Origin of the sequence: Lacihabitans sp. CS3-21 (assembly GCF_024343675.1) — a bacterium.
In the GTDB taxonomy this organism is placed as follows: domain Bacteria; phylum Bacteroidota; class Bacteroidia; order Cytophagales; family Spirosomataceae; genus Leadbetterella.
Genome location: NZ_RJUD01000010.1, coordinates 79,999 through 99,245 on the forward strand (window position 1 = coordinate 79,999; position 19,247 = coordinate 99,245).

At 36.1% G+C, this 19,247-nt stretch carries 18 protein-coding genes; 6 read left to right on the plus strand and 12 right to left on the minus strand.

Annotated elements, in window-relative coordinates:
• Positions 1 to 87: 87 nt before the first annotated feature.
• Entirely contained in the window at positions 88 to 474 is a 387-nt protein-coding gene (locus tag EGI24_RS08385) for a VOC family protein (RefSeq protein WP_255047919.1), read from the minus strand.
• 101 nt (positions 475 to 575) lie between these two features.
• On the opposite strand from EGI24_RS08385, the gene EGI24_RS08390 reads away from it, so the two are divergent.
• Complete coding sequence (locus EGI24_RS08390) at positions 576 to 2,423, plus strand: gamma-glutamyltransferase family protein (protein ID WP_255047920.1); 1,848 nt, start codon at positions 576 to 578, stop codon at positions 2,421 to 2,423.
• Position 2,424: 1 nt separating this feature from the next.
• Here EGI24_RS08390 and EGI24_RS08395 read toward each other — a convergent pair whose 3' ends face one another.
• From EGI24_RS08395 to EGI24_RS08415, 5 genes are read right to left on the minus strand one after another with little or no spacing between them, the layout of a single operon-like run.
• Complete coding sequence (locus EGI24_RS08395; RefSeq protein ID WP_255047921.1) at positions 2,425 to 3,894, minus strand: cryptochrome/photolyase family protein; 1,470 nt, start codon at positions 3,892 to 3,894, stop codon at positions 2,425 to 2,427.
• A complete protein-coding gene (locus tag EGI24_RS08400; protein ID WP_255047922.1) occupies positions 3,891 to 4,043 on the minus strand; it encodes a DUF2256 domain-containing protein in 153 nt (50 codons plus the stop codon). The genes EGI24_RS08395 and EGI24_RS08400 overlap by 4 nt, the downstream gene beginning before the upstream one ends.
• Positions 4,040 to 4,681 (minus strand): flavin reductase family protein, encoded by a 642-nt coding sequence (locus EGI24_RS08405; protein WP_255047923.1) that lies wholly within the window; start codon positions 4,679 to 4,681, stop codon positions 4,040 to 4,042. The genes EGI24_RS08400 and EGI24_RS08405 overlap by 4 nt, the downstream gene beginning before the upstream one ends.
• Positions 4,659 to 6,125 (minus strand): cryptochrome/deoxyribodipyrimidine photo-lyase family protein, encoded by a 1,467-nt coding sequence (locus tag EGI24_RS21880; RefSeq protein ID WP_255047924.1) that lies wholly within the window; start codon positions 6,123 to 6,125, stop codon positions 4,659 to 4,661. Before EGI24_RS21880 ends, EGI24_RS08405 begins: the two co-directional genes overlap by 23 nt.
• Positions 6,126 to 6,818 carry an SDR family NAD(P)-dependent oxidoreductase gene (locus EGI24_RS08415; protein WP_255047925.1) on the minus strand — a complete coding sequence of 231 codons (693 nt, stop codon included), beginning with the start codon at positions 6,816 to 6,818 and terminating at the stop codon, positions 6,126 to 6,128.
• Between the two features lie 332 nt (positions 6,819 to 7,150).
• Between EGI24_RS08415 and EGI24_RS08420 the strand changes: the two genes are divergently transcribed.
• The 3 genes from EGI24_RS08420 to EGI24_RS08430 all read left to right on the plus strand — a co-directional run bounded on the left by EGI24_RS08420 (position 7,151) and on the right by EGI24_RS08430 (position 9,718).
• Positions 7,151 to 7,750: a YceI family protein gene (locus EGI24_RS08420; protein WP_255047926.1), complete on the plus strand. Its 600-nt coding sequence runs from the start codon at positions 7,151 to 7,153 to the stop codon at positions 7,748 to 7,750.
• Positions 7,747 to 9,063 (plus strand): hypothetical protein, encoded by a 1,317-nt coding sequence (locus EGI24_RS08425; RefSeq protein WP_255047927.1) that lies wholly within the window; start codon positions 7,747 to 7,749, stop codon positions 9,061 to 9,063. Before EGI24_RS08420 ends, EGI24_RS08425 begins: the two co-directional genes overlap by 4 nt.
• 148 nt (positions 9,064 to 9,211) lie before the next feature.
• Positions 9,212 to 9,718, plus strand: a complete 507-nt coding sequence (locus tag EGI24_RS08430; protein WP_255047928.1) for a YceI family protein — start codon at positions 9,212 to 9,214, stop codon at positions 9,716 to 9,718.
• A 4-nt stretch (positions 9,719 to 9,722) separates the two neighbouring features.
• On the opposite strand, the gene EGI24_RS08435 is transcribed toward EGI24_RS08430, so the two are convergent.
• The 4 genes from EGI24_RS08435 to ychF form a co-directional block, all read right to left on the minus strand.
• Positions 9,723 to 10,598, minus strand: coding sequence for an aldose 1-epimerase family protein (locus tag EGI24_RS08435; protein WP_255047929.1), 876 nt, complete (start codon positions 10,596 to 10,598; stop codon positions 9,723 to 9,725).
• 3 nt (positions 10,599 to 10,601) lie between these two features.
• A complete protein-coding gene (locus tag EGI24_RS08440) occupies positions 10,602 to 12,623 on the minus strand; it encodes a helix-hairpin-helix domain-containing protein (RefSeq protein ID WP_255047930.1) in 2,022 nt (673 codons plus the stop codon).
• Positions 12,610 to 13,347, minus strand: coding sequence for a hypothetical protein (locus EGI24_RS08445; protein WP_255047931.1), 738 nt, complete (start codon positions 13,345 to 13,347; stop codon positions 12,610 to 12,612). Before EGI24_RS08445 ends, EGI24_RS08440 begins: the two co-directional genes overlap by 14 nt.
• A 285-nt stretch (positions 13,348 to 13,632) precedes the next feature.
• On the minus strand, positions 13,633 to 14,736 hold the full coding sequence (gene ychF / locus EGI24_RS08450; protein ID WP_255047932.1) for a redox-regulated ATPase YchF: 1,104 nt from the start codon (positions 14,734 to 14,736) through the stop codon (positions 13,633 to 13,635).
• 124 nt (positions 14,737 to 14,860) lie between these two features.
• Between ychF and EGI24_RS08455 the strand changes: the two genes are divergently transcribed.
• Complete coding sequence (locus EGI24_RS08455) at positions 14,861 to 15,769, plus strand: serine hydrolase (RefSeq protein WP_255047933.1); 909 nt, start codon at positions 14,861 to 14,863, stop codon at positions 15,767 to 15,769.
• Positions 15,770 to 15,833: 64 nt separating this feature from the next.
• On the opposite strand, the gene EGI24_RS08460 is transcribed toward EGI24_RS08455, so the two are convergent.
• Both EGI24_RS08460 and EGI24_RS08465 read right to left on the minus strand, forming a co-directional pair.
• Positions 15,834 to 16,106: an RNA-binding protein gene (locus EGI24_RS08460; protein ID WP_255038051.1), complete on the minus strand. Its 273-nt coding sequence runs from the start codon at positions 16,104 to 16,106 to the stop codon at positions 15,834 to 15,836.
• A 386-nt stretch (positions 16,107 to 16,492) separates the two neighbouring features.
• Positions 16,493 to 16,765 (minus strand): RNA-binding protein, encoded by a 273-nt coding sequence (locus EGI24_RS08465; RefSeq protein ID WP_255038050.1) that lies wholly within the window; start codon positions 16,763 to 16,765, stop codon positions 16,493 to 16,495.
• Between the two features lie 438 nt (positions 16,766 to 17,203).
• On the opposite strand from EGI24_RS08465, the gene EGI24_RS08470 reads away from it, so the two are divergent.
• Entirely contained in the window at positions 17,204 to 19,225 is a 2,022-nt protein-coding gene (locus EGI24_RS08470) for an OmpA family protein (RefSeq protein WP_310586077.1), read from the plus strand.
• Positions 19,226 to 19,247: the final 22 nt, after the last annotated feature.

Genomic DNA, 19,247 nt, shown 5'->3' on the forward strand with positions numbered 1-19,247 from the left:
AGTTTATAGTGTAATAGTTACAACAAATATACTTCTAATGCTCGAAAATTAAAATCAGATTAGAAAGGTCTTTTAACTAAAGCTAATTCAGACGGTTATTTCTATTCGATTCATTTCTGGGTCTAGAATCACACTTTCATAATATCCATCACCAGTAGTTCGAGGGTTTCCAACCACTTCGAAACCGTCGTTGTGAAGATTTTTTGTTAAATTGTCAACATTTTCCTTACTTCCAACACTAATGGCAAGATGGGTAAAACCTAAATATTCGGCGGGTTTAATAGATTCGTTTATTGCCGTTTTTGACATTATTTCTAGTCGAGAACCATCTCCAAAACTTAGGAAATAAGATTCGAATCCTTTAGAGGAATTCTTGTATTTTTCTCCACATTTACAGCCAAAATATTGTTCATAAAATTCTTTAATAGTCTCTAAATTATGGCAATACATGGCCACATGCTCTATTTTCGGCATTGAAATGTTTTTTGTATGTATAAAACTAATAAATTGAATCAAATAAGGCATTTAATTTAGAATTTTATTGACCATATTTGTTATAACCTAATCAATTAAACATGAACAAACTATTTATTTTACTCATTGTTATTTCATTTCAGGCTATTGGTCAGTCTTTTAATACTTTCCCTGTTCAAACTCAAAAACCTCCTTTGCATGGTAAAAACTGGATGGCTATCACTGGCAAACCACTTGCAGCAACGGCTGGTGCAATGATTTTTACTAAGGGCGGAAATGCCATTGATGCCTCATGTGCCATGTTGGCGTCCACTTGTACTATGTGGGATGTGCTGAGCTGGGGAGGGGAGACTCAGGCGTTGATTTACAATCCCAAAACCAAAAAAGTTATAGCCATAAATGCCCTTGGCGTGGCTCCTACTGGTGCTACCGCGGATTTTTACAAAAGCAAGGGTTATAATTATCCGCCAGAATTTGGGCCATTGGCAGCCACAACACCTGGTACTCCAGGCGGTTTGTTGACGATGCTTGCCGAATACGGAACCATGAGCTTGAAGGAAGTTTTAGCACCTGCTATGCAGTTGGCCGAAGGTTATCCCATTGAGGCACAAACTGCTAATGCAATAGAAAAAGGAAAGGCTCAAATCAAACAATGGCCGTATTCTAAAAAAGTATTTTTGCCACATTTAGGCAAAGAAAGAGAAGCTCCGGAAGCGGGTGAAATTTTTGTTCAAAACGAACTTTTGCAGACTTTACAGAAGTTAGTTTACACTGAACAGGAGGCTTTGAAAAAAGGAAAATCTCGTAAAGAAGCCATTTATGCCGCTTATGACAGATTTTACAAAGGTGATATTGCCAAAGAAATTGCTCGTGGAACACAAGAGCAAGGCGGGTTGATAACTGAACAGGATTTGGCCAATTGGAAAGTGAAGATTGAAGAACCTACAATGACCAATTACAAAGGTTATGATGTATTTAAATTACAAGAATGGACGCAGGGGCCCGTGATGCTTCAAACGTTGAATATTCTTGAAAATTTCGACCTGAAGAGTATGGGCTACAATACCTCGAGATACATACATACACTTTACCAGAGCATGAATTTGGCCTTTGCAGACCGTGATTTTTATTACGGCGATCCAGCATTTGAACCGAAATCTCCAATGAAAGGTTTGCTTTCAAAAGATTATGCAAAGCAACGTTTGCAACTTATCAATTGGGAGAAAAACGATCCAAATGTAAAACCGGGCGATCCGTATCCGTTTGAAAACAGACTCAACCCTTATTTGGACATTATCAATAATGCAAATAAAGTGGGAAGAGTGAATCCAGGGCCTATGAACGATGCGTTTTTGCAAGAATTTACATCTGGAACCACTTCTGTAATTGCCTCAGATAAAGAAGGTTGGGTGGTTTCTATAACGCCAAGTGGTGGTTGGGTACCAGCATGTATTGCTGGGAATACGGGTGTAGGTTTGAGCCAAAGAATGCAATCTTTTGTGTTGGATCCTAAAGAAAATCCTTTTAATGTAGTGGAGCCAGGTAAAAGACCAAGAGTGACGCTTACTCCAAGTATGGCCCTGAAAGACGGTAAACCTGTTTTGGCATTCGCAAAACAAGCTGGCGATGAGCAAGATCAGTTATTGTTGCAGTTTTTCTTAAATGTAGTAGAATTCGGTATGACGGTACAAGAGGCTTGCGAAGCACCAAGCTTCAAAACCTACCAAATGTATTCTTCTTTCGGAAAACACGAGAAAAAGCCAGGGGCCTTGACTCTCAACGATGCTATGCCTGATTGGACAAGAGCCGAGCTGAAAAGCAAAGGATATACGCTTGATTTTCAGCCACGTACAAGTGGCCCAATAAACGCCATATATTTAGATTGGAAACACGGTACTTTTTGGGGAGGCAGCAGCAACCATGGGGAAGATTATGGGATTGGGTGGTAAATCAAAGTTTCCCCAAAAACTCTTCCGCATTTCTAAGATGTGCGGCTTGTTTTAGGTCGTCCATCTTGTCAAAAATATTCACCATCATGTTAAGCCGAGGATTTTTACTAAAAAATCCTCGGTGTTGATGGATGAATCGCCAATAGAGGCCGTCCCAAGTTTCTTGCCATGGGCCTTTTTGATAATCGCTCATTTTCAAGATATAATTGCTGCCACTGATGTAAGGCTTGGTGGACATCAAGCCACCATCAGCAAACTGACTCATGCCATAAACATTGGGCACCATTACCCAGTCGTAGGCATCTAGAAATAACTCCATAAACCACCTGTACACTTCGTCAGGATCAAACTCACAGAGCAACATGAAGTTTCCAAGTACCATCAATCGTTCAATATGATGGCAATACCCCGTTTGCAGGATTTTTTTGATGGTAGTGTCAATGGGTAAAATGCCTGTTGTTCCATCGTAAAATGAGGCTGGTATTTTACGTTTAAATTTCCAAAAATTTTTCGTTCTCTCTTCTACTCCTTTAAGTTCATAAACTGCCCTTATGTATTCTCTCCAACCGATAATTTGCCTTAAAAATCCTTCTAAAGAATTGATAGGAATTTCGTTCTTTTTAGCAAAATCTAAAGTTTTATCTAAAACATAATCTACTGTAAGTAAGCCTGCGTTTATCAGCGGAGATAACAGACTATGATTTAATATTACTTGATTTCTGACAATGGCATCCTCATAATCACCAAAAGCTTGAAGTCTGGTTTCAAGAAATTCATCTAACCATGTTTTGGCCGATTTGAAATCTATAGGAATATTAAATGAAGGGTTTATGTAGCCTGAATTATTTGTAAATGAGCTATTTATGTAATCTGATGCCTCTTTTTGAATATCTTCAAATACGGGAAATTGTACATAAGGCGGCGTTTTGGAGCTTGGATATTTTTTTCGGTTTTCCTCGTCAAAGCTCCACTTTTCTCCAATCGGTTTTTGATGTGTATCTACCAATATTCCGGATTTTTTTCTTTGATATATATAAAAATCAGCTTGGAACATTCGTTTCTTAGCATCGAAAAACTCCTTGTTTTCTTTTGTAGAATTAAGGAACAACGGCGACTCTAATTTTTTAAGTACAATTGTTTTTGAAGCTTTCTTGATTCGCTTTTCTAGCCAATCATCTGTAGGATCGATATATATTATCTGCTCATAACCTTCATCAATTAAGTCAAGGATAAGAAGTCTTATGTCGCTTTTTTCTGAGGTCGAATCAATATAATAAACGTTTTTGTTTAATGACCTCAAATAGTCACCATAAGATTTCATACTGGCCCTATGAAACCATAATTTTTGTTTATGAAAATTGAATTGTTTGAAAAACAAATACTCTTCAATGATGTAAAAATCAGCCTTTTCTGTTAGTATTTCAGAATTCTCAAATAGCTGATGTGGGAATATAAGTGCTGCAGTTTTCATTTGACAATTTCCACGATTTTTGATTTATTTTTTCTGCATTTTTCGCTACAATATTTCACTTCTTCCCACACTTTCTCCCATTTTTTCCTCCAGTCAAATGGTCTGCCACAGGTAAGACAAGTTTTCGAGGGCAAATGTTGTTTTTTCAAATCTCTTCTGGGAATTTATTGGGTTTAGCATAAGAAAGTCTCGCAATTCTAGAGGTAGAATGATAGCTATCTAAGCCACTCACGGTCAAGCTTCCAGCTTTTTCGATATCCACAAATCCGTCTTCCAAAATACAATTTTCGGGTACGGAAATTTGAACTATTTTGCCAATAATTAGGCTCGTTCCATTGAGTTCGATGTTTATCCTTTGTACGAACTCACATCCAAATTTTACCTTACTTTCGGCCACAAAAGGGGAGAAGAATCCACTGATGTATTCAGTTTTCAAACCAGTTGCCTCATACTCTGAGCTTTCTCTCGGATACCGTGCAGAAGTTTGATGGGCAGACTTATAGATATCAAAGTTGAGGTGGTTGATGGTGTAAAAACCAGTTTCAATGATATTTTCTAACGTGTGTCTAGGGGAAACATCAGGCCTCACGATAAATGCACAAAGTGCTGGATTGGCTCCGATGTGTATCAAAGAGTTAAAAATGGCAAGATTTTCTTGACCCGCTTTGTTTTTGGTACCAATAAGCACCACACTTTTAAATCCTCCCAGCGAATTCACAAATGAAGCACGATACCTCGTTTCCATTTGCTCCAAATCTTCAGTTCTAATTGTTTTGTGGTCTGACATGCAATTCTAGTATTTTAGGATTAAAAATTTTGGTTTCTTTACTTTTTTTATGACCCCAAATCAGCGGTCTGTTTTTCTTTATTTCGGCATCAAAGTCCACAATTGGAGCGGGGTAATCTTTGCCAATTTCACATTGGGCAAGCTGCATTTCCAGTGCCGTCATTTTCCATGGCACATGAATATATTTTGTTGGAACATTAATAAGTTCAGGCACCCATTTTTTTATAAATATTCCTTCAGGATCGTGCTCTTCTGATTGTTTTATCGGATTATAAATTCTGACGGTATTGATGCCAGTTGTACCTGCTTGCATCTGAAATTGCGGATAATGAATACCTGGTTCATAGTCCAGAAATAGTCTTGCCAAATGATAAGTGCCTAATCGCCAGTCGATAAACAAATGATGACAAAGTACCGATACCACCATGGCCCTCATCCTGAAGTTTATCCAGCCAGTTTCGTGCAAACATCTCATACAAGCATCTACAAGCGGAAGTCCAGTTTTGCCTTCCTCCCAAGCTTTTATGTAATCGGTGTTTTTTGACCAGCCTATTTTTTCATAATTTGGATTCAGACATTCGGTTTCATACTGACATTGAACCTCAAATTTTTGCGAAAAATGATCTCGCCAGCGAAGTCTGACCATGGCATTTTGTATGGCTCTTTTGTAAGGTTTTTGAGCCTGAGCAACATACAAATATTGATAAGCCATTTTTACAGACAAATTTCCCCAAGCCAAATAGGGAGAAATCCTGATACAAGAAGTACGGCTTTCTGTGGGTTTTGAAATATGCCTAGAATAATTTCTTCCACGTTCATTGGCAAACGAATCCAAGTAACGAAGTCCATTTCTCTCTCCAGCTGGTTGAAAACGTTTTGGGTATATTTTTAGACTTTCCTTTAGGTCTTCCGAAAGCGGAAAAGGATTATCAAATTCTATTTTTTCTTGCAAATGATAAGTATTCTTTATCATTTTGCTGTGCATCGCAGCATACCAATTTTTATCCCAATCAATTCTGTTTTTTGCACCTCTTATTATGCCATCTCTTTGAAATTCTGTCCAAGGAATTTCCTTTTCTTTCAAATACTCCTTGACTGCCAAATCTCTTTTGTAAGTGAGCATAATGCCACTTTCTTGATGGCTAAAAACGTTTTTAATATTAAATATATCTGTTAAAAATTCAAATACAGGAATGGCTTCAGATTGAAAAATCTCAACTTTGATGTTGGCTGGACTCAGAAACTCATTTATTCCTAAAATAGAATGATATTGAAACAAAAGATGTCTCCCAGAGCAATCAGGATAGGCCAATTGACTGGGTTCGAGTATGAATATCGGTAAAATAGGCAATTCGGATTTGTCTGCGGCTTCAAATGCAGCATGGTCTTGCACGCGAAGATCTCGTTTTAGCCAAACAATATTTATTTCCTTTTTCTCAATCACTTAAACTCTTAAGTTTGAAATTCCACCATCGATGTGCACAATTTGTCCAGTCATCCATGAAGATTCTTGCGAAAGGAGAAAGGCAACGGCACTGGCAATATCCTTGGCCTCTCCAACTTTTTTCAAGGGGTGTCTTTGAGCATTAGCTTCTTTTTTCTCTGGTGTATTGAGTAAATTACCAGCCAAAGGTGTGTCAGTAATAGACGGTGCAATGCAATTTACACGAATTGAAGGAGACAATTCTGCAGCCAAGGCCCTTGTCAAACCTTCAATGGCACCTTTTGAACTCGAAACTATGCTGTGAAACGAAAAACCAGTTTGAACTGCAACCGTAGAAAACAAAACAATAGAAGCAGAATTTGATTTTTTTAGTTTAGGAAGAACCAATTGTATGGCTTTTATGGCTCCAAGAACTTGGATTTTATAGTCTTCGAGAAAATCTTCTGCTTTCAATCTTGCAAAAGGCTTCAAGTTTATTTTTCCAGGGCAATATACCAAGCCATCTATTACTTCAGGTAAATAGGACAAATCCCATTCTTCTTGGTTTACATCGAGATGTAAGTAATTAGCACCTTTGATTTTGTTTTCTGATCGATTGTAGGTGGCATAAACTTGCTCGTTTTTATTTACCAACAACTCAGTGGTTGATAAACCTATTCCCGAAGAACCGCCTATTATTAATATGTTACTCATTTATTACTTTTTTTAAAAAAACTATATAGGAGGCCAATTGTTTTAAGGTCTCTTTTATAATTCATAAAAGGATTCACTTTTTTGTATAGTTCTATCGCAAAGTCGTTATTTTTCATTTTTGACTGATATTTATAATAAATATAACTTCTTCAATAATCCATTTGACCTAACTATTGGAATGCTGAAAAAGCCAATAAATGCTTGATTTTCCCTATCTCTTTATGTGACTTTTGTCACATAAGGGTGTGATTCTAATCTCCTCAGACGGGTGTTTTGGTCATAGGCTGTCATTTGGTTTTGGTGAATCTTTGTACCATCAAAAATCAAAGAAAATGAAAATTAAACTAATTCTGATGCTATTTGTTCCGGCTCTTTTGGTTGGGAATATGGCCTACAGTCAATCAAAAATGAGTGCCAAGTCTGTGAAAATTACGGTTTCTGGCAACTCCACCATGCACAAATGGTCTTCTAATGTTACTAAATCAACCTTTGCTGGTGATTTTTCAATTGTAGATGGTGATTTTAAAAAAATTAACAGTGCATTGGTAAAAATGGAAGTGACTTCTATGAAATCGCATCAAGACTCTGATTTGATGGACGAGCGAACCCACAAAACCCTTAAATCTGAAAAGTACCCACAAATTACTTATGAATATTTTAGTACTTTATCTGCAGACAGTAAAGGTGATTTGTCAACGATAAAAGTCAACGGTAACTTAAATATTGCAGGTGTAAGTAAACCTACTGAATTGATATTGAAAATTACAAATCTAAGTAACGGAGATGTTCAAATCAGAGGAAGTAGGAAAATTTTAATGTCAAACCACGGAATAAAACCGCCATCATTTATGGCAGGAGCTATAAAAGTTGATGATGAAATTGAAATAACTTTTGACATAATTCTTAAAAAAATAAACAACGTAAACATATGAGAACTTTAATTACACAAATGAGAAATGTCGCTGTAATAGGCTTACTATCAATGCCAATAGCTACAATAGCACAGCAAGCCCAAATAGATAACCTTCGTGCTTATGATAAAACTGGGGTCAACGTTTTTGAAACACCAAAGGTGCTCGATACTAAATTCGATGGTTTGAAAGTAAGAATTGGTGCTGGTTTTACTCAGCCATTTCAAAGTCTATCACATGAAAACTCTGGAGCTGTAAAATTGTATCCACGTTTGGCATCAGGTTTTGCGATTGCACAAGCCAATTTATACACCGATGTGCAGCTGGCCGATGGTATCAGACTGAATCTAACTACTTATCTTTCATCTCGCCACCACAATGAATCTTGGGTAAAAGGTGGTTATATTCAAATGGACAAAGTGCCATTTAAAGGCGAATTTTGGGATAAAATCATGAAGGTTGCAACTGTAAAAGTAGGTCACATGGAAATAAACTATGGTGATATGCACTTTAGAAGAAGTGATGGTGGTCATGCTCTTTACAATCCATTCATAGAAAATTACATCATGGACGCTTTTGCAACTGAGGTGGCTGCTGAAGTTTATTTACAAAAAAATGGATTATTGGGAATGGTGGCTTTGTCTAATGGACTAATCAATGGTGGTTTCCAAAAGCCACTTATGCCAGGAAGCACTACAGAAACATACAAAAGAAGTCCATCTGTTTATGGTAAATTGGCCTATGACAAAAAGGTGCAAGAAAAAATTAGAGTAAGAGCTTCAGGATCATTCTACTATAACCAAAGCGACGGACGAAGCACACTTTATGGTGGAGACAGGACAGGTAGTAATTACTTCTATGTGACTGAAGCCGAGGCTGCCACCACAACAGGAAATGCCTTTTCAGGTAGAGTAAACCCAGGATTTACAAACCAAGTAGCTTCAGTTCAGTTTAACTTATTTGCAAAAGTGCATGGTTTGGAGGTATTCGGTACTTTAGAAAACTCAAAAGGTGGATCTTACGCAGAGGAAGTAGCAAATTTTGATAAAAGAAAAGCCAACCAGTTAGCAGTAGAGGCTGTTTATAGACTTGGTAAAAACGAGAATCTTTTTGTAGGTGCAAAATACAATAAAGTGTCTGGTCAAATGATTTCTAAAGTTTTGGATGAACAAAGTATCGACCGCACCGCCCTAGCCGCTGGATGGTTTGTTACCAACAATATCCTAATGAAAGCAGAGTATGTAAATCAGAAATATAACGATTATCCAACTGCAAATATATTGGCAGGGGCTGGCTTCAAAGGAGTTGTTGTTCAGGCAATTGTAGGATTTTAATTTCAAAAACAGCAAAAGAGGTCTCAAATATTATTGAGGCCTCTTTTCTTTAATAATTAAGCAAATGTTACTTCGATTGTTGATTGTTTTCTTTTTATTTTCCTTCGCAAATCCTTCATTGATACACTATCAAATCAAAAAAGGTAGTATGATGGTATTGAAAGGAAAAACCTCAGTAAAAGATTTTAACTGTGCTTGTGATGATACCTTTGAAAATGCACAATTGATTGCCCATTTCAATAATTCTACAAGACAAATAGATTTCGACAAAGCCAATTTTAACGTAAAAATCAAAAGCTTAGATTGTAATAACAAATTCATAAACAACGATATAGCGACTTCCTTAAAAGCTGAAAGACATCCTTTTATTAATGTCGAAATGCTCTCTGCTATTCCAAATCACCTAGAACAAGAATTACAGGTAAACAAAGCTTACAAGTATTGTATTAAAACGCTCATTAGTATTTCAGGCAAAACCAAACCACAAACTTTGCATGTGACTTTGAAAAAAATAAACGCAAAAAACTTCACAATTCATGCCACAAAAGGCATTTCAATGAATGACTACGAAATTCAACCTAAAAGCCCTATTAAGTTTATAAAAATCAAAGACGAGGTAAATATCGAGTTTAATTTGAATGTTGAAATTCAGTGATTTATCAAGAAATTTCGATCGAAAAACTCCTTTCAAAAACGCCTTGTGATTCCAAAGGAATTATTCCTTCTTTAGTCTCCAAATTCTGAAAAGTATCTGCTGAATCCGCAATTCCGCACCAAGGTTCGATACACACAAAATCCGCATCTTTAGCCGCCCAAATTCCTAAATAAGGGAAATTTTTAAATTCAAACTTTAGCTGTTTTGAGCTATTTTGAGATTTCAATGTAACCCAATCTGATTTTAAATGCTTGAAAACCAGTGCGTCTTGGTGAAATAATTCTTTGGTAAGCAATAATATGTTGGTGTTTTTGGAAATTTCCAAAGGTTCATTTAAAACCAAGCCAGCAGAATTCAATGGCCAACGCTCTAAATCTTCAGTCTCATTAAATTCCAAGAAATAATCTTCGTAATTCAATGCATTTTCTATGGGACATTTGAAAGCTGGATGCCCACCAACGGAAAATAAAAGTGCCTTAGAATCCGGATTTGTTATCTGATATTTTAAGTCTAATTTGTTGTCAGTAAGTGTATAAGCCAATCGAAGTTCAAATTCAAAAGGATATACTTTTTCGGTTTCTGGGTTATTTTTAAGAAGAAAAACGACTGAATTTTGCGTCTGAGATTCCACTTCAAATTGCATTGTTCTAGCAAAACCATGTCTCGGTAGTTTATATTCCTTTCCTTTGTAGAAATACGTGTCATTTTTTAATCCTCCTACAATTGGAAACAATACTGGAGAGGTCTTTCCCCAAAATGCAGGGTTGGCATCCCACATGTATTCGGTGTTGTCGTTTAATTTTAAAAGGCTTACCAATTCGGCTCCTAAGGGATTTATGGTTGCTTTAATGTTTTCGTTTTCAATAACTAATTTGCTCATTTTCTAAAAACTATATTTCAATTGTACTTTCAAATCCGTCTTTTTGTTGCCTTCGATTTCACTCGTACCGCTTCCCATTGTGGTTCTATCGCTTACTTTTGTTTGAGCTATCCGAATCCAAACATCTAAATTACGACCAATTGGCATTTTTCCAATCAAATAATATCGCCAACCTTTACCATAATATGCAGGAAACGAAACCGCATAAAGTACGTCATTCTCATAAGCATAAATTCTGCTATCATAAGAATCGGTACTAAAATAAGCTATTCGTGCTTTTATTTGAGACTTTTTAAATTTCGTTTCTATGTCCTGAATTACTGCATAACCATCAGATTTAGAAGTGTTTTCTATCTGATAGCCATTGTATTGTAGTTTAGTTTGTAGTCTAAGCCATGTATGATGCATGTAGTCTGTTCCTAGCACCCAATTCTTTCTATTGGTTTGTAAAAGTTCATGAGTAACTGCCTTACTGTCAGACGCATTTCTCTCTTTCGTTTCTTGTTGAAAATCTAAGTATTGGCTGAAAATCTTATTGGGCTTGTAAATAATTCGCAACTGATAATCCTGACCAGAAGAAGGGGCATCCACCCGATATTTGAGCCAAGGGAAATTATAAGAATCATAAAATGCGGAAACTTCTAAACCTTTTTTTATAATATATTTCAACCCATTGTATATACCTTTTTCGTTAATTGTTCGGCTTCCTTCTGCAAACGAAAAACCATAAAAAGTATGAAAGTTGGGTTGATAATTTCTCAAATTCAATGCCCACTCAACTTTTGGACCAAGACTTCCCACTAAACCACTTATGTAGCCGAAACCGCCTGAAGTACTTCTTGCCGCCTCGCCAAAGAAATTAAAGTTTTGCCACGAAAGTGAAATATTTGGACCCATTACTGTATTTTGGCTCCCAGTAAATTCGAATCTATTATAAAGCAACGCTCTTTTTTGGAAAGTCTTATCGAAAGAGGTGTGCAGCACAGAAAAACCAAATTGTAGATGATCCAATTTATATAAGATATTTCCCCCTAAATTGGTCTCACTTATTGCGTTTTTATTTGCAATTTCGGTTTCAGTTCGATGAAAACCTGCAGACAGAATTGAGCTGAAAAAATCGTCCTGAGTTTCTTCTTTTAGATCTACCGAAGCATCCCTTTTATTGAAGGCAGCCATGGTCGTTATCTCAAAGTTTCTATTTTTTATCGTGTTGGCAATTCCCCTGAAACTTCCATTTTCTACTACAGAATTGTAGGGTCTTACACCCACATTACTTCTTCGGGTGGTATAAACAGGTTCGCTACCCTTTCCTGCGGCAAACCCAGCCGAAAATATCATTCCTTGGCCAAATTGCATTAAATAGTCACCTATGACCAAGTTTTTTACAATTCCCTTGTTCTGTACCTGCACATGAAAATTGTAATAGTCCATAAAATCCTTTTCACCAGCATCTTTCTCAGATACAAAACCAATGCTAAAATCCTTGTTGTGACTCATCCTATACCTTGTATAATATCTTTGTGCCGAGCCTACAAATTTGTCTTCTTTGAGCCCAGCAATGGGTTCGAGGGTTTGGTCGGCTCTAATAACCAAATAATGTTCAACTGCTTTCTTTGTGAAGTTGGAGAATCGAGTTGTTCCGATACCGTTTTTTACTTGAACAAAAGGCAAAATAGCTCTTATATTTTCCATTGATAAGCCCTCGACTGCCTGTAACTCATATATGCTCAGGAAATTACCGAATTTATTTTTGTGATGAATAATCGCATTTATTTGATTTTCGGTAAGGAAAAACAAAGCTCTCAAGTCTGCAATATCGGCTTTATTGAGGTCTAAAGGATTTTGGTAAATTGTAAAGAGATTCTCATAAACATCTTCATAATTAGCATCTTCTGTTTGTATAGGAGCTATTTTTAAGATAAAATCATCGATATTTATCTCCGGTCGATTGGCGGGTTGTCCCCATACTTTTAATGTGTTAATAATCAACAAAATAAGTAGGCAATTTATTCTATTTTTTCTCATTCCACAAAAAGGCTAAAGTTATGTGATTGGATAAACCCACATTGGGGTGCGTACTAACAGCATAGGCAAAACGGTAATTTTTTACATCAAATGATACCCCAAAATGTATAGCGTTAAGGTTTTGATTTACTCCTGTGGAAAGTTTTAAGTGGTCCTTTATTTGATAAGCCATTCCTAATTTTAAAAATGGTTTTTCACCAATTGGGTAATCTATTTGTCCACTTATATTGATTTTTTTAGAAGGGTTTAATCCTATCCCAAAATTGACAAAAGTAGGCAAACTTTGTGATACATAGAGTTTTGCTCTGGTAAAATTCATTACATGCAGACCGACACTAAAAAACTTTGAAGGTGTGGCTAAAATTCCAAATTCGCCCAATAATGTTTGTTTGCTGCTCATTTCCTTTATGGCATTATTAAGGAATGAGAACTTAATCCCCATTGAAACTTTGTCCATTTTTTTGGCGGCACCTAGACCAATTCGGGTTTCATGATAATATTCGTCTCCGAAATTGTCGGCTGAAAAACCAATATCTACTATCTTAGATTTAATATTTCCCCATGCACCGACCGTTAAAAGTCCTTCGACAGGAAGCGTTTTATGAATAGCTACAGCAGCAAAGTGGTAGTCTAAGTATCCAATACCAGCAGGATTTTGATAAATTGAAGATAAATCAGGCACTGCAACCAAGGAATTTGCTCTGCTATAAGCACCCGCTCCCAAAAAAGTATATTGTGCTTTTGCGGATATAAAAGAAACAAGAATCAGAATAAAAGTAAAAGTTGTTTTCAGAATTATAGGATTTAGTAATTAAAAATAATGACTAAAATTTTTCTTTCAAAATTCTTTCAAAACTTTTTTACCAAAACAAAAAAAGTCAAACCCCTAAGTTTGACTTTTACATCTATTTTACTCTAATTCTAAGATTTGAATAGGTTTACCTCATGTAAGTTGATTTAAGACTTTTGAAGTCTAACTTACCAGTTACCTAATAACCAATAACCAAATTTACACATTAAATCTAAAGTGCATTACATCGCCGTCTTGAACAATGTATTCTTTTCCTTCTATTCTAAGTCTTCCTGCTTCACGACAGGCTGCTTCTGTTCCGTATTTAATTCTATCGTCAAAGGCAATAACCTCGGCTTTGATAAATCCTTTTTCGAAATCTGTATGAATAACGCTTGCGGCTTGTGGTGCTTTCCATCCTTTACCGATGGTCCAAGCTCTCACTTCTTGAACACCTGCTGTGAAATATGTAGCTAAGTTGAGTAATTTATATGCCGATCTGATCAGTCTATTCAAACCTGGTTCTTCCATTTTGTATTCCTCAAAAAACAGAGCCTTATCATCTGGATCTTCCATTTCTGCTATTTGAGCTTCTATAGAGTTGTTCAAAACCACCAATTCAGCCCCTTCTTCGTCTGCTACCTTTTTGAGAGCATCAGAATATTTGTTTCCTGTGTGCATAGAGGCCTCGTCTACATTGGCAACATACATGGTAGGCTTAACGGTTAACAAAAACAAATCGTCAATGGCCACCATTTCTTCTTTGGTAAGGCCCATCATTCTTACGTTTTTTCCTTGTTCCAGCCAAGCTTTTACTCTTTCCAAAACATCTAACTCAATTTTAGCTTGCGTATCACCTCCAACTCGGGCTTGTTTTTGAGTTTTTTGTATTTTCTTATCTACACTGTCTAAGTCCTTGAATTGCAGTTCTATATCGATAATTTCTTTGTCGCTCACTGGGTTTATTTCTCCTTCTTCTCTCAGCACGTTTTCATCTTCAAAACAACGCACCACATGAATGATGGCATCTACTTCTCTGATATTGCCTAAGAATTTATTTCCAAGGCCTTCGCCTCGGCTAGCACCCTTCACAAGACCTGCTATATCCACAATTTCTATTTGGGTCGGAACCACTTTGTTGGGTTTAACTATCTCAGAAAGTTGGTCTAACCTTGTGTCAGGAACATCTACCAAACCTACATTGGGGTCAATCGTACAAAATCTGTAGTTACTCGCCTGTGCTTTAGCACTGCTCGAAACCGCGTTAAACAAGGTTGATTTTCCTACATTTGGTAATCCTACTATTCCTGCCCTAAGTGCCATATAATTTTAAATTTTCCGCAAAATTACGCCAAATCTGCCTATAAGCCAAACTTATATTTTTTATCGCTGAATGCTTTAGAATGTTTTTTATAATTTTAAGAAATCAATTTTATCGTTTTCATCAATGAAAAAAACAATTATCCTATTTTTTGTGCTGTTCGCATCGTTTTCGGTAAAATCTCAAAAGCTTAGGAATGACCCAAAACTTCAAAAAATTATAGAAGATGCCACTTATGGTTTCAATGGCGTGATTGGTGTTTATGTTGAAAACTTAAAAACTGGAAAGTTTGCCGAGGTAAATGCCGACACGATTTTTCCCACTGCGAGCATGATAAAAATTCCTATCATGATCGGAACATTTTCCCATATTTTGAATGGAAAACTAAGGTATGATCAGATTTTGACTTATAAAGATTCTCTGAAATATGACGATGGGCTCGTGGGCTCTTTTCGAGACAGCACCAAAATACCTGTTTCTGAGCTTATATACTTAATGGAGTCGGTATCTGACAATACCGCAAGTCTGTGGCTACAAGGTTTGGTGAAAGGCCAAAGGATTAATCAGTTAATGGATTCCCTCGGTATGCAAAACACACGTGTGAACTCTCGAACGCCAGGCAGAAGTGCTTTTCAAAAAACCTATGGCTGGGGACAAACTACCCCGAAAGAAATGGCAAGCCTTATGAAAATGTTAAGAAAAGGAGAGATTTTTACCCAAGATGCTTCTTACCGTATGTATAAAACTTTAGGGAATCAATATTGGGACGGAGAAGGACTTTCACAAATACCAGAAAATACAAAAACTGCCTATAAATCAGGAGCGGTGGACAGGTCTAAGTCTGAGGTGATGCTTGTACATGCTCCGCATGGCGATTATGTTTTTTGTATGATTACCAAAAATCAGACGGATACGCAATGGGACAAGAACAATGAAGGATACCGAGCAGCAAGACGGATTTCCTCTTCGCTATGGAAATATTTTGAGCCAAAATCAAAGTGGAAACTACCGGATGGGTATGATAAATGGCTTTAGGGGTAATTTTAAAACATAAAAAAAGCCTTCTATAGGAAGGCTTTTTCACAATGCATTACAGCAATTAATATCTTTCTCTTCTTTGTGGTCTTTCGCCTTTTGGTTCAGCTACTTTAACTACAATAGTACGTCCGTCTAATTCTGTTTCGTTCAAAGAGCTGATTGCGTTTTTAGCCTCGCTGTCGTTCGGCATTTCAACGAAACCAAATCCTTTAGAGCGTCCTGTAAATTTGTCAAAAATAATTTTTGCTGAATCTACAGTTCCAAATTCTTCAAATGCTGCTAATAAAGTGTCATCTGATGTGTCGTAATTCAATTTTGCTACGAAAATGTTCATTTAAATAAAAATTAAAAAATTAAGAAAAAAGAGCTAAAACAACGTAGCAAAACGATAAATCATAAAAGAAAACCATTCAGACAAACGAAGAAAAAACTCGAAATCGTGTCAAATGTATAATAAAATAATTTATTTCCAAATTATTTTTCGAATATTAAATTGAAATGACCCTTTATTTAATGTAAACTTTATTTTCTGGCCTTAGAAGGGGTATGAGTCTAAAAGAATTACCTATTTTATTCTTAGTATAATCGCGTAGAAATATTCTTATTCGAAGAAGAAATTTGATATTTACAATTTCTCTGATTAAAAGGGGAGTGGTTTTAGAAAAAAGTCAAAAAAAAAGCTTCCCGTTTGGAAAGCTTTTTTTATATCGAAAGTGAATATTAATATCTCTCTCTTCTTTGTGGTCTGTCGCCTTTAGGCTCAGCTACCTTAACAACGATTGTACGACCGTCTAATTCTGAATCGTTCAATGCATTGATAGCGTTTCTTGCTTCTGCGTCGTTAGACATTTCAACAAATCCAAAACCTTTAGAACGGCCTGTAAATTTGTCCATGATAACCTTTGCTGAATCAACTTCTCCGAATTCTTCGAAAGCGGCTTGTAAAGTTTCGTCAGTAGTGTCGTAATTCAATTTTGCTGCGAAAATGTTCATAATAAAAAAAATTAAATAATTAAAAAAAGAGCTAAAACAACGCAGCAAAATCAAAGTAACAAAACTGAACCCAAAATGTGCAAACGAAATAAAAACTCGAACTGTGAACAAAAGTACAACCTAAACTTTTGTGAACCTAATGAATTCTATAAATACTACATTGTTAACAATAAATTAACTTATTGAATATGAGCAAGAAATGTGTTTTTTAGTGGTCCAAGTGATACCTAGATAACATAATTTGCTCTTTTATTGAATTTTCAAATTCAAAAGTTTTTTTTATTTTTAAACAATTCTCTTATTATTTTCTTCATTTTGGGTAAAATCTACGTACTTACAACAATAAAAAGCCAAAGGCGTTTTATATTTGTTTTAAATCTGAAAATAACCTTAACAAATATGTTTTCGATGCATTTTTCACAATCAAAAACTTTTATTTTGAGATCTATTTTATTGTCAGTGCTAATATTATCCACTTTTTTGGTTCAAGCTCAATTAAAGAACTATAAAAAAGCTCTAACAAGTTTCGAAAGTGGCTATTATGATATGGCCATTAAAGAGTTTTCTAAAGTGAAGGAAATTGATGAAACCAAAAAGGCTGATTTGAATTTTAAAATAGCAGAATCTTATAGGCTATCCAACAGATGGATAGAAGCTATTCCTTTTTATGAAAAAGCTTTTGAAGCGGGGCTGGTTAATAATGATGCAAATTTCTATTATGCTTATGCACTCAAAGCCAACGAGGAATACGAAAAAGCAAAAATTTCCTTACAGAAATATATTGAAAGTAAGTCGACAAATAAAGTCCTAAACGAGAGGGCTTTACGTGAATTGAACACGCTTTTACTCATTACCGATATAAAATCTAAAAAATCTGAATTAGAATTTAAAAACCTTTCTGCCATCAACACAGAGAATATCGAGTTTTCTGGAATTGTAAAAGACGGTTATTTTATCTATTCCGCCTCAAAAAAAGACAAAGTGTATTCTAATGGACTTCCTTTTTTGGGAATTTATCAATCCAAAATTTCAGCAGATTTTAGCACTTTTGGTCCAGCAGAACCACTGAGCAAAAATATTTTAGACCCTGATAGAAATGAAGGTACGCCGACTTTTTCGCCAGATGGCAAAACAATGATTTTTGCCAGAGGAAATACGGGTAAACGAAAAGATAATTCACCTGATGTGGATTTGTATATGAGTAGGTATGTACCTAGCGAAGGCTGGACAGAGCCAAAATTGGTCTCTGCCTCTGATTCTTCAGCTTGGGACGGATCACCAGCTTTTTCGCGAGATGGTAAAACCATATATTTTAGTTCAAATAGAGCGGGTGGGAGTGGTGGCTTGGATATCTACAGGGTTAATATGGATGCTTCAGGGCGATTTGGAAATCCTGCAAACATGGGTAAAGCCATCAATACAGCTGGGGATGAAATGTTTCCATTCGTCTCGCCCGACGGTAAATTGTTTTTTGCTTCAGATGGCCATCCAGGACTCGGTAAATTGGATATTTTTATGGCCGTAAGAACAGGTGGGAAAACTACTGTTGAAAATTTGGGTTTACCCTACAACAGTTCGATGGATGACTTTGGTTATTCTTTGGATGATGTTGGAAATATATTTTTCACTTCTAATAGAGCAGGAGGCAAAGGAAACGATGATATTTATTATTATTTGGCACCACCAAAACCGGTGGATGAAGTAGCAAAAATCGATGATCCGAACGATCCAAACAATCCGAATAATGCAAATAACAATGACCCCAATCGTCCAAACTCTAAGTCTCAGAAAATAGCCAACTATTTTCTCGAAGGTGTAGTAAAAGGTGAAAAAGTGGCTTTGGATTCTGCTTTGGTAAGAATTTATAAATTGGATGGTGGTGTAGAATCAGATTTTGCGGAGGTTTTTACCCAAAATGGGAAGTTCGGTCCTATAAAAATGGAAGAAGAGGAGGATTATGTCATTTTGGTTGAAAAGCTTGCCTATTTAACGAAAAGAGAGGGTTTCTCGATGTTTGGAAGGAGCATTCCTTATCCATTACTAAAAAAAGCCGTTACAGATACTACTTTTCAGACAGAAATTAACTTAGAAAAACTCTTTGTTGGAAAAACATTTAGATTAGAAAATATCTATTATGACCTTGATAAATTTGATATCAGAGCTGATGCCGCACTTGAATTGGATAAATTAGTTCAGATACTTAAAGACAATCCTTTGATAAAAATCGAATTAGGCTCACATACAGACACACGAGGCTCTGATTTGTACAATAATCGTCTGTCGCAAAGACGTGCTGAATCGGTAATTAATTATTTAGCTATAAAAGGAATCTCGAAGGAAAGATTAACAGCAAAGGGCTATGGTGAAACAGAGTTGATCGTTCAAGAGGCCAAAAACGAAGAGGAACACCAAATAAACCGTAGAACTGAGTTCAAGGTATTGGAAATAGCCCAAGAATAAATTTCGAAATTTTAATATTCAA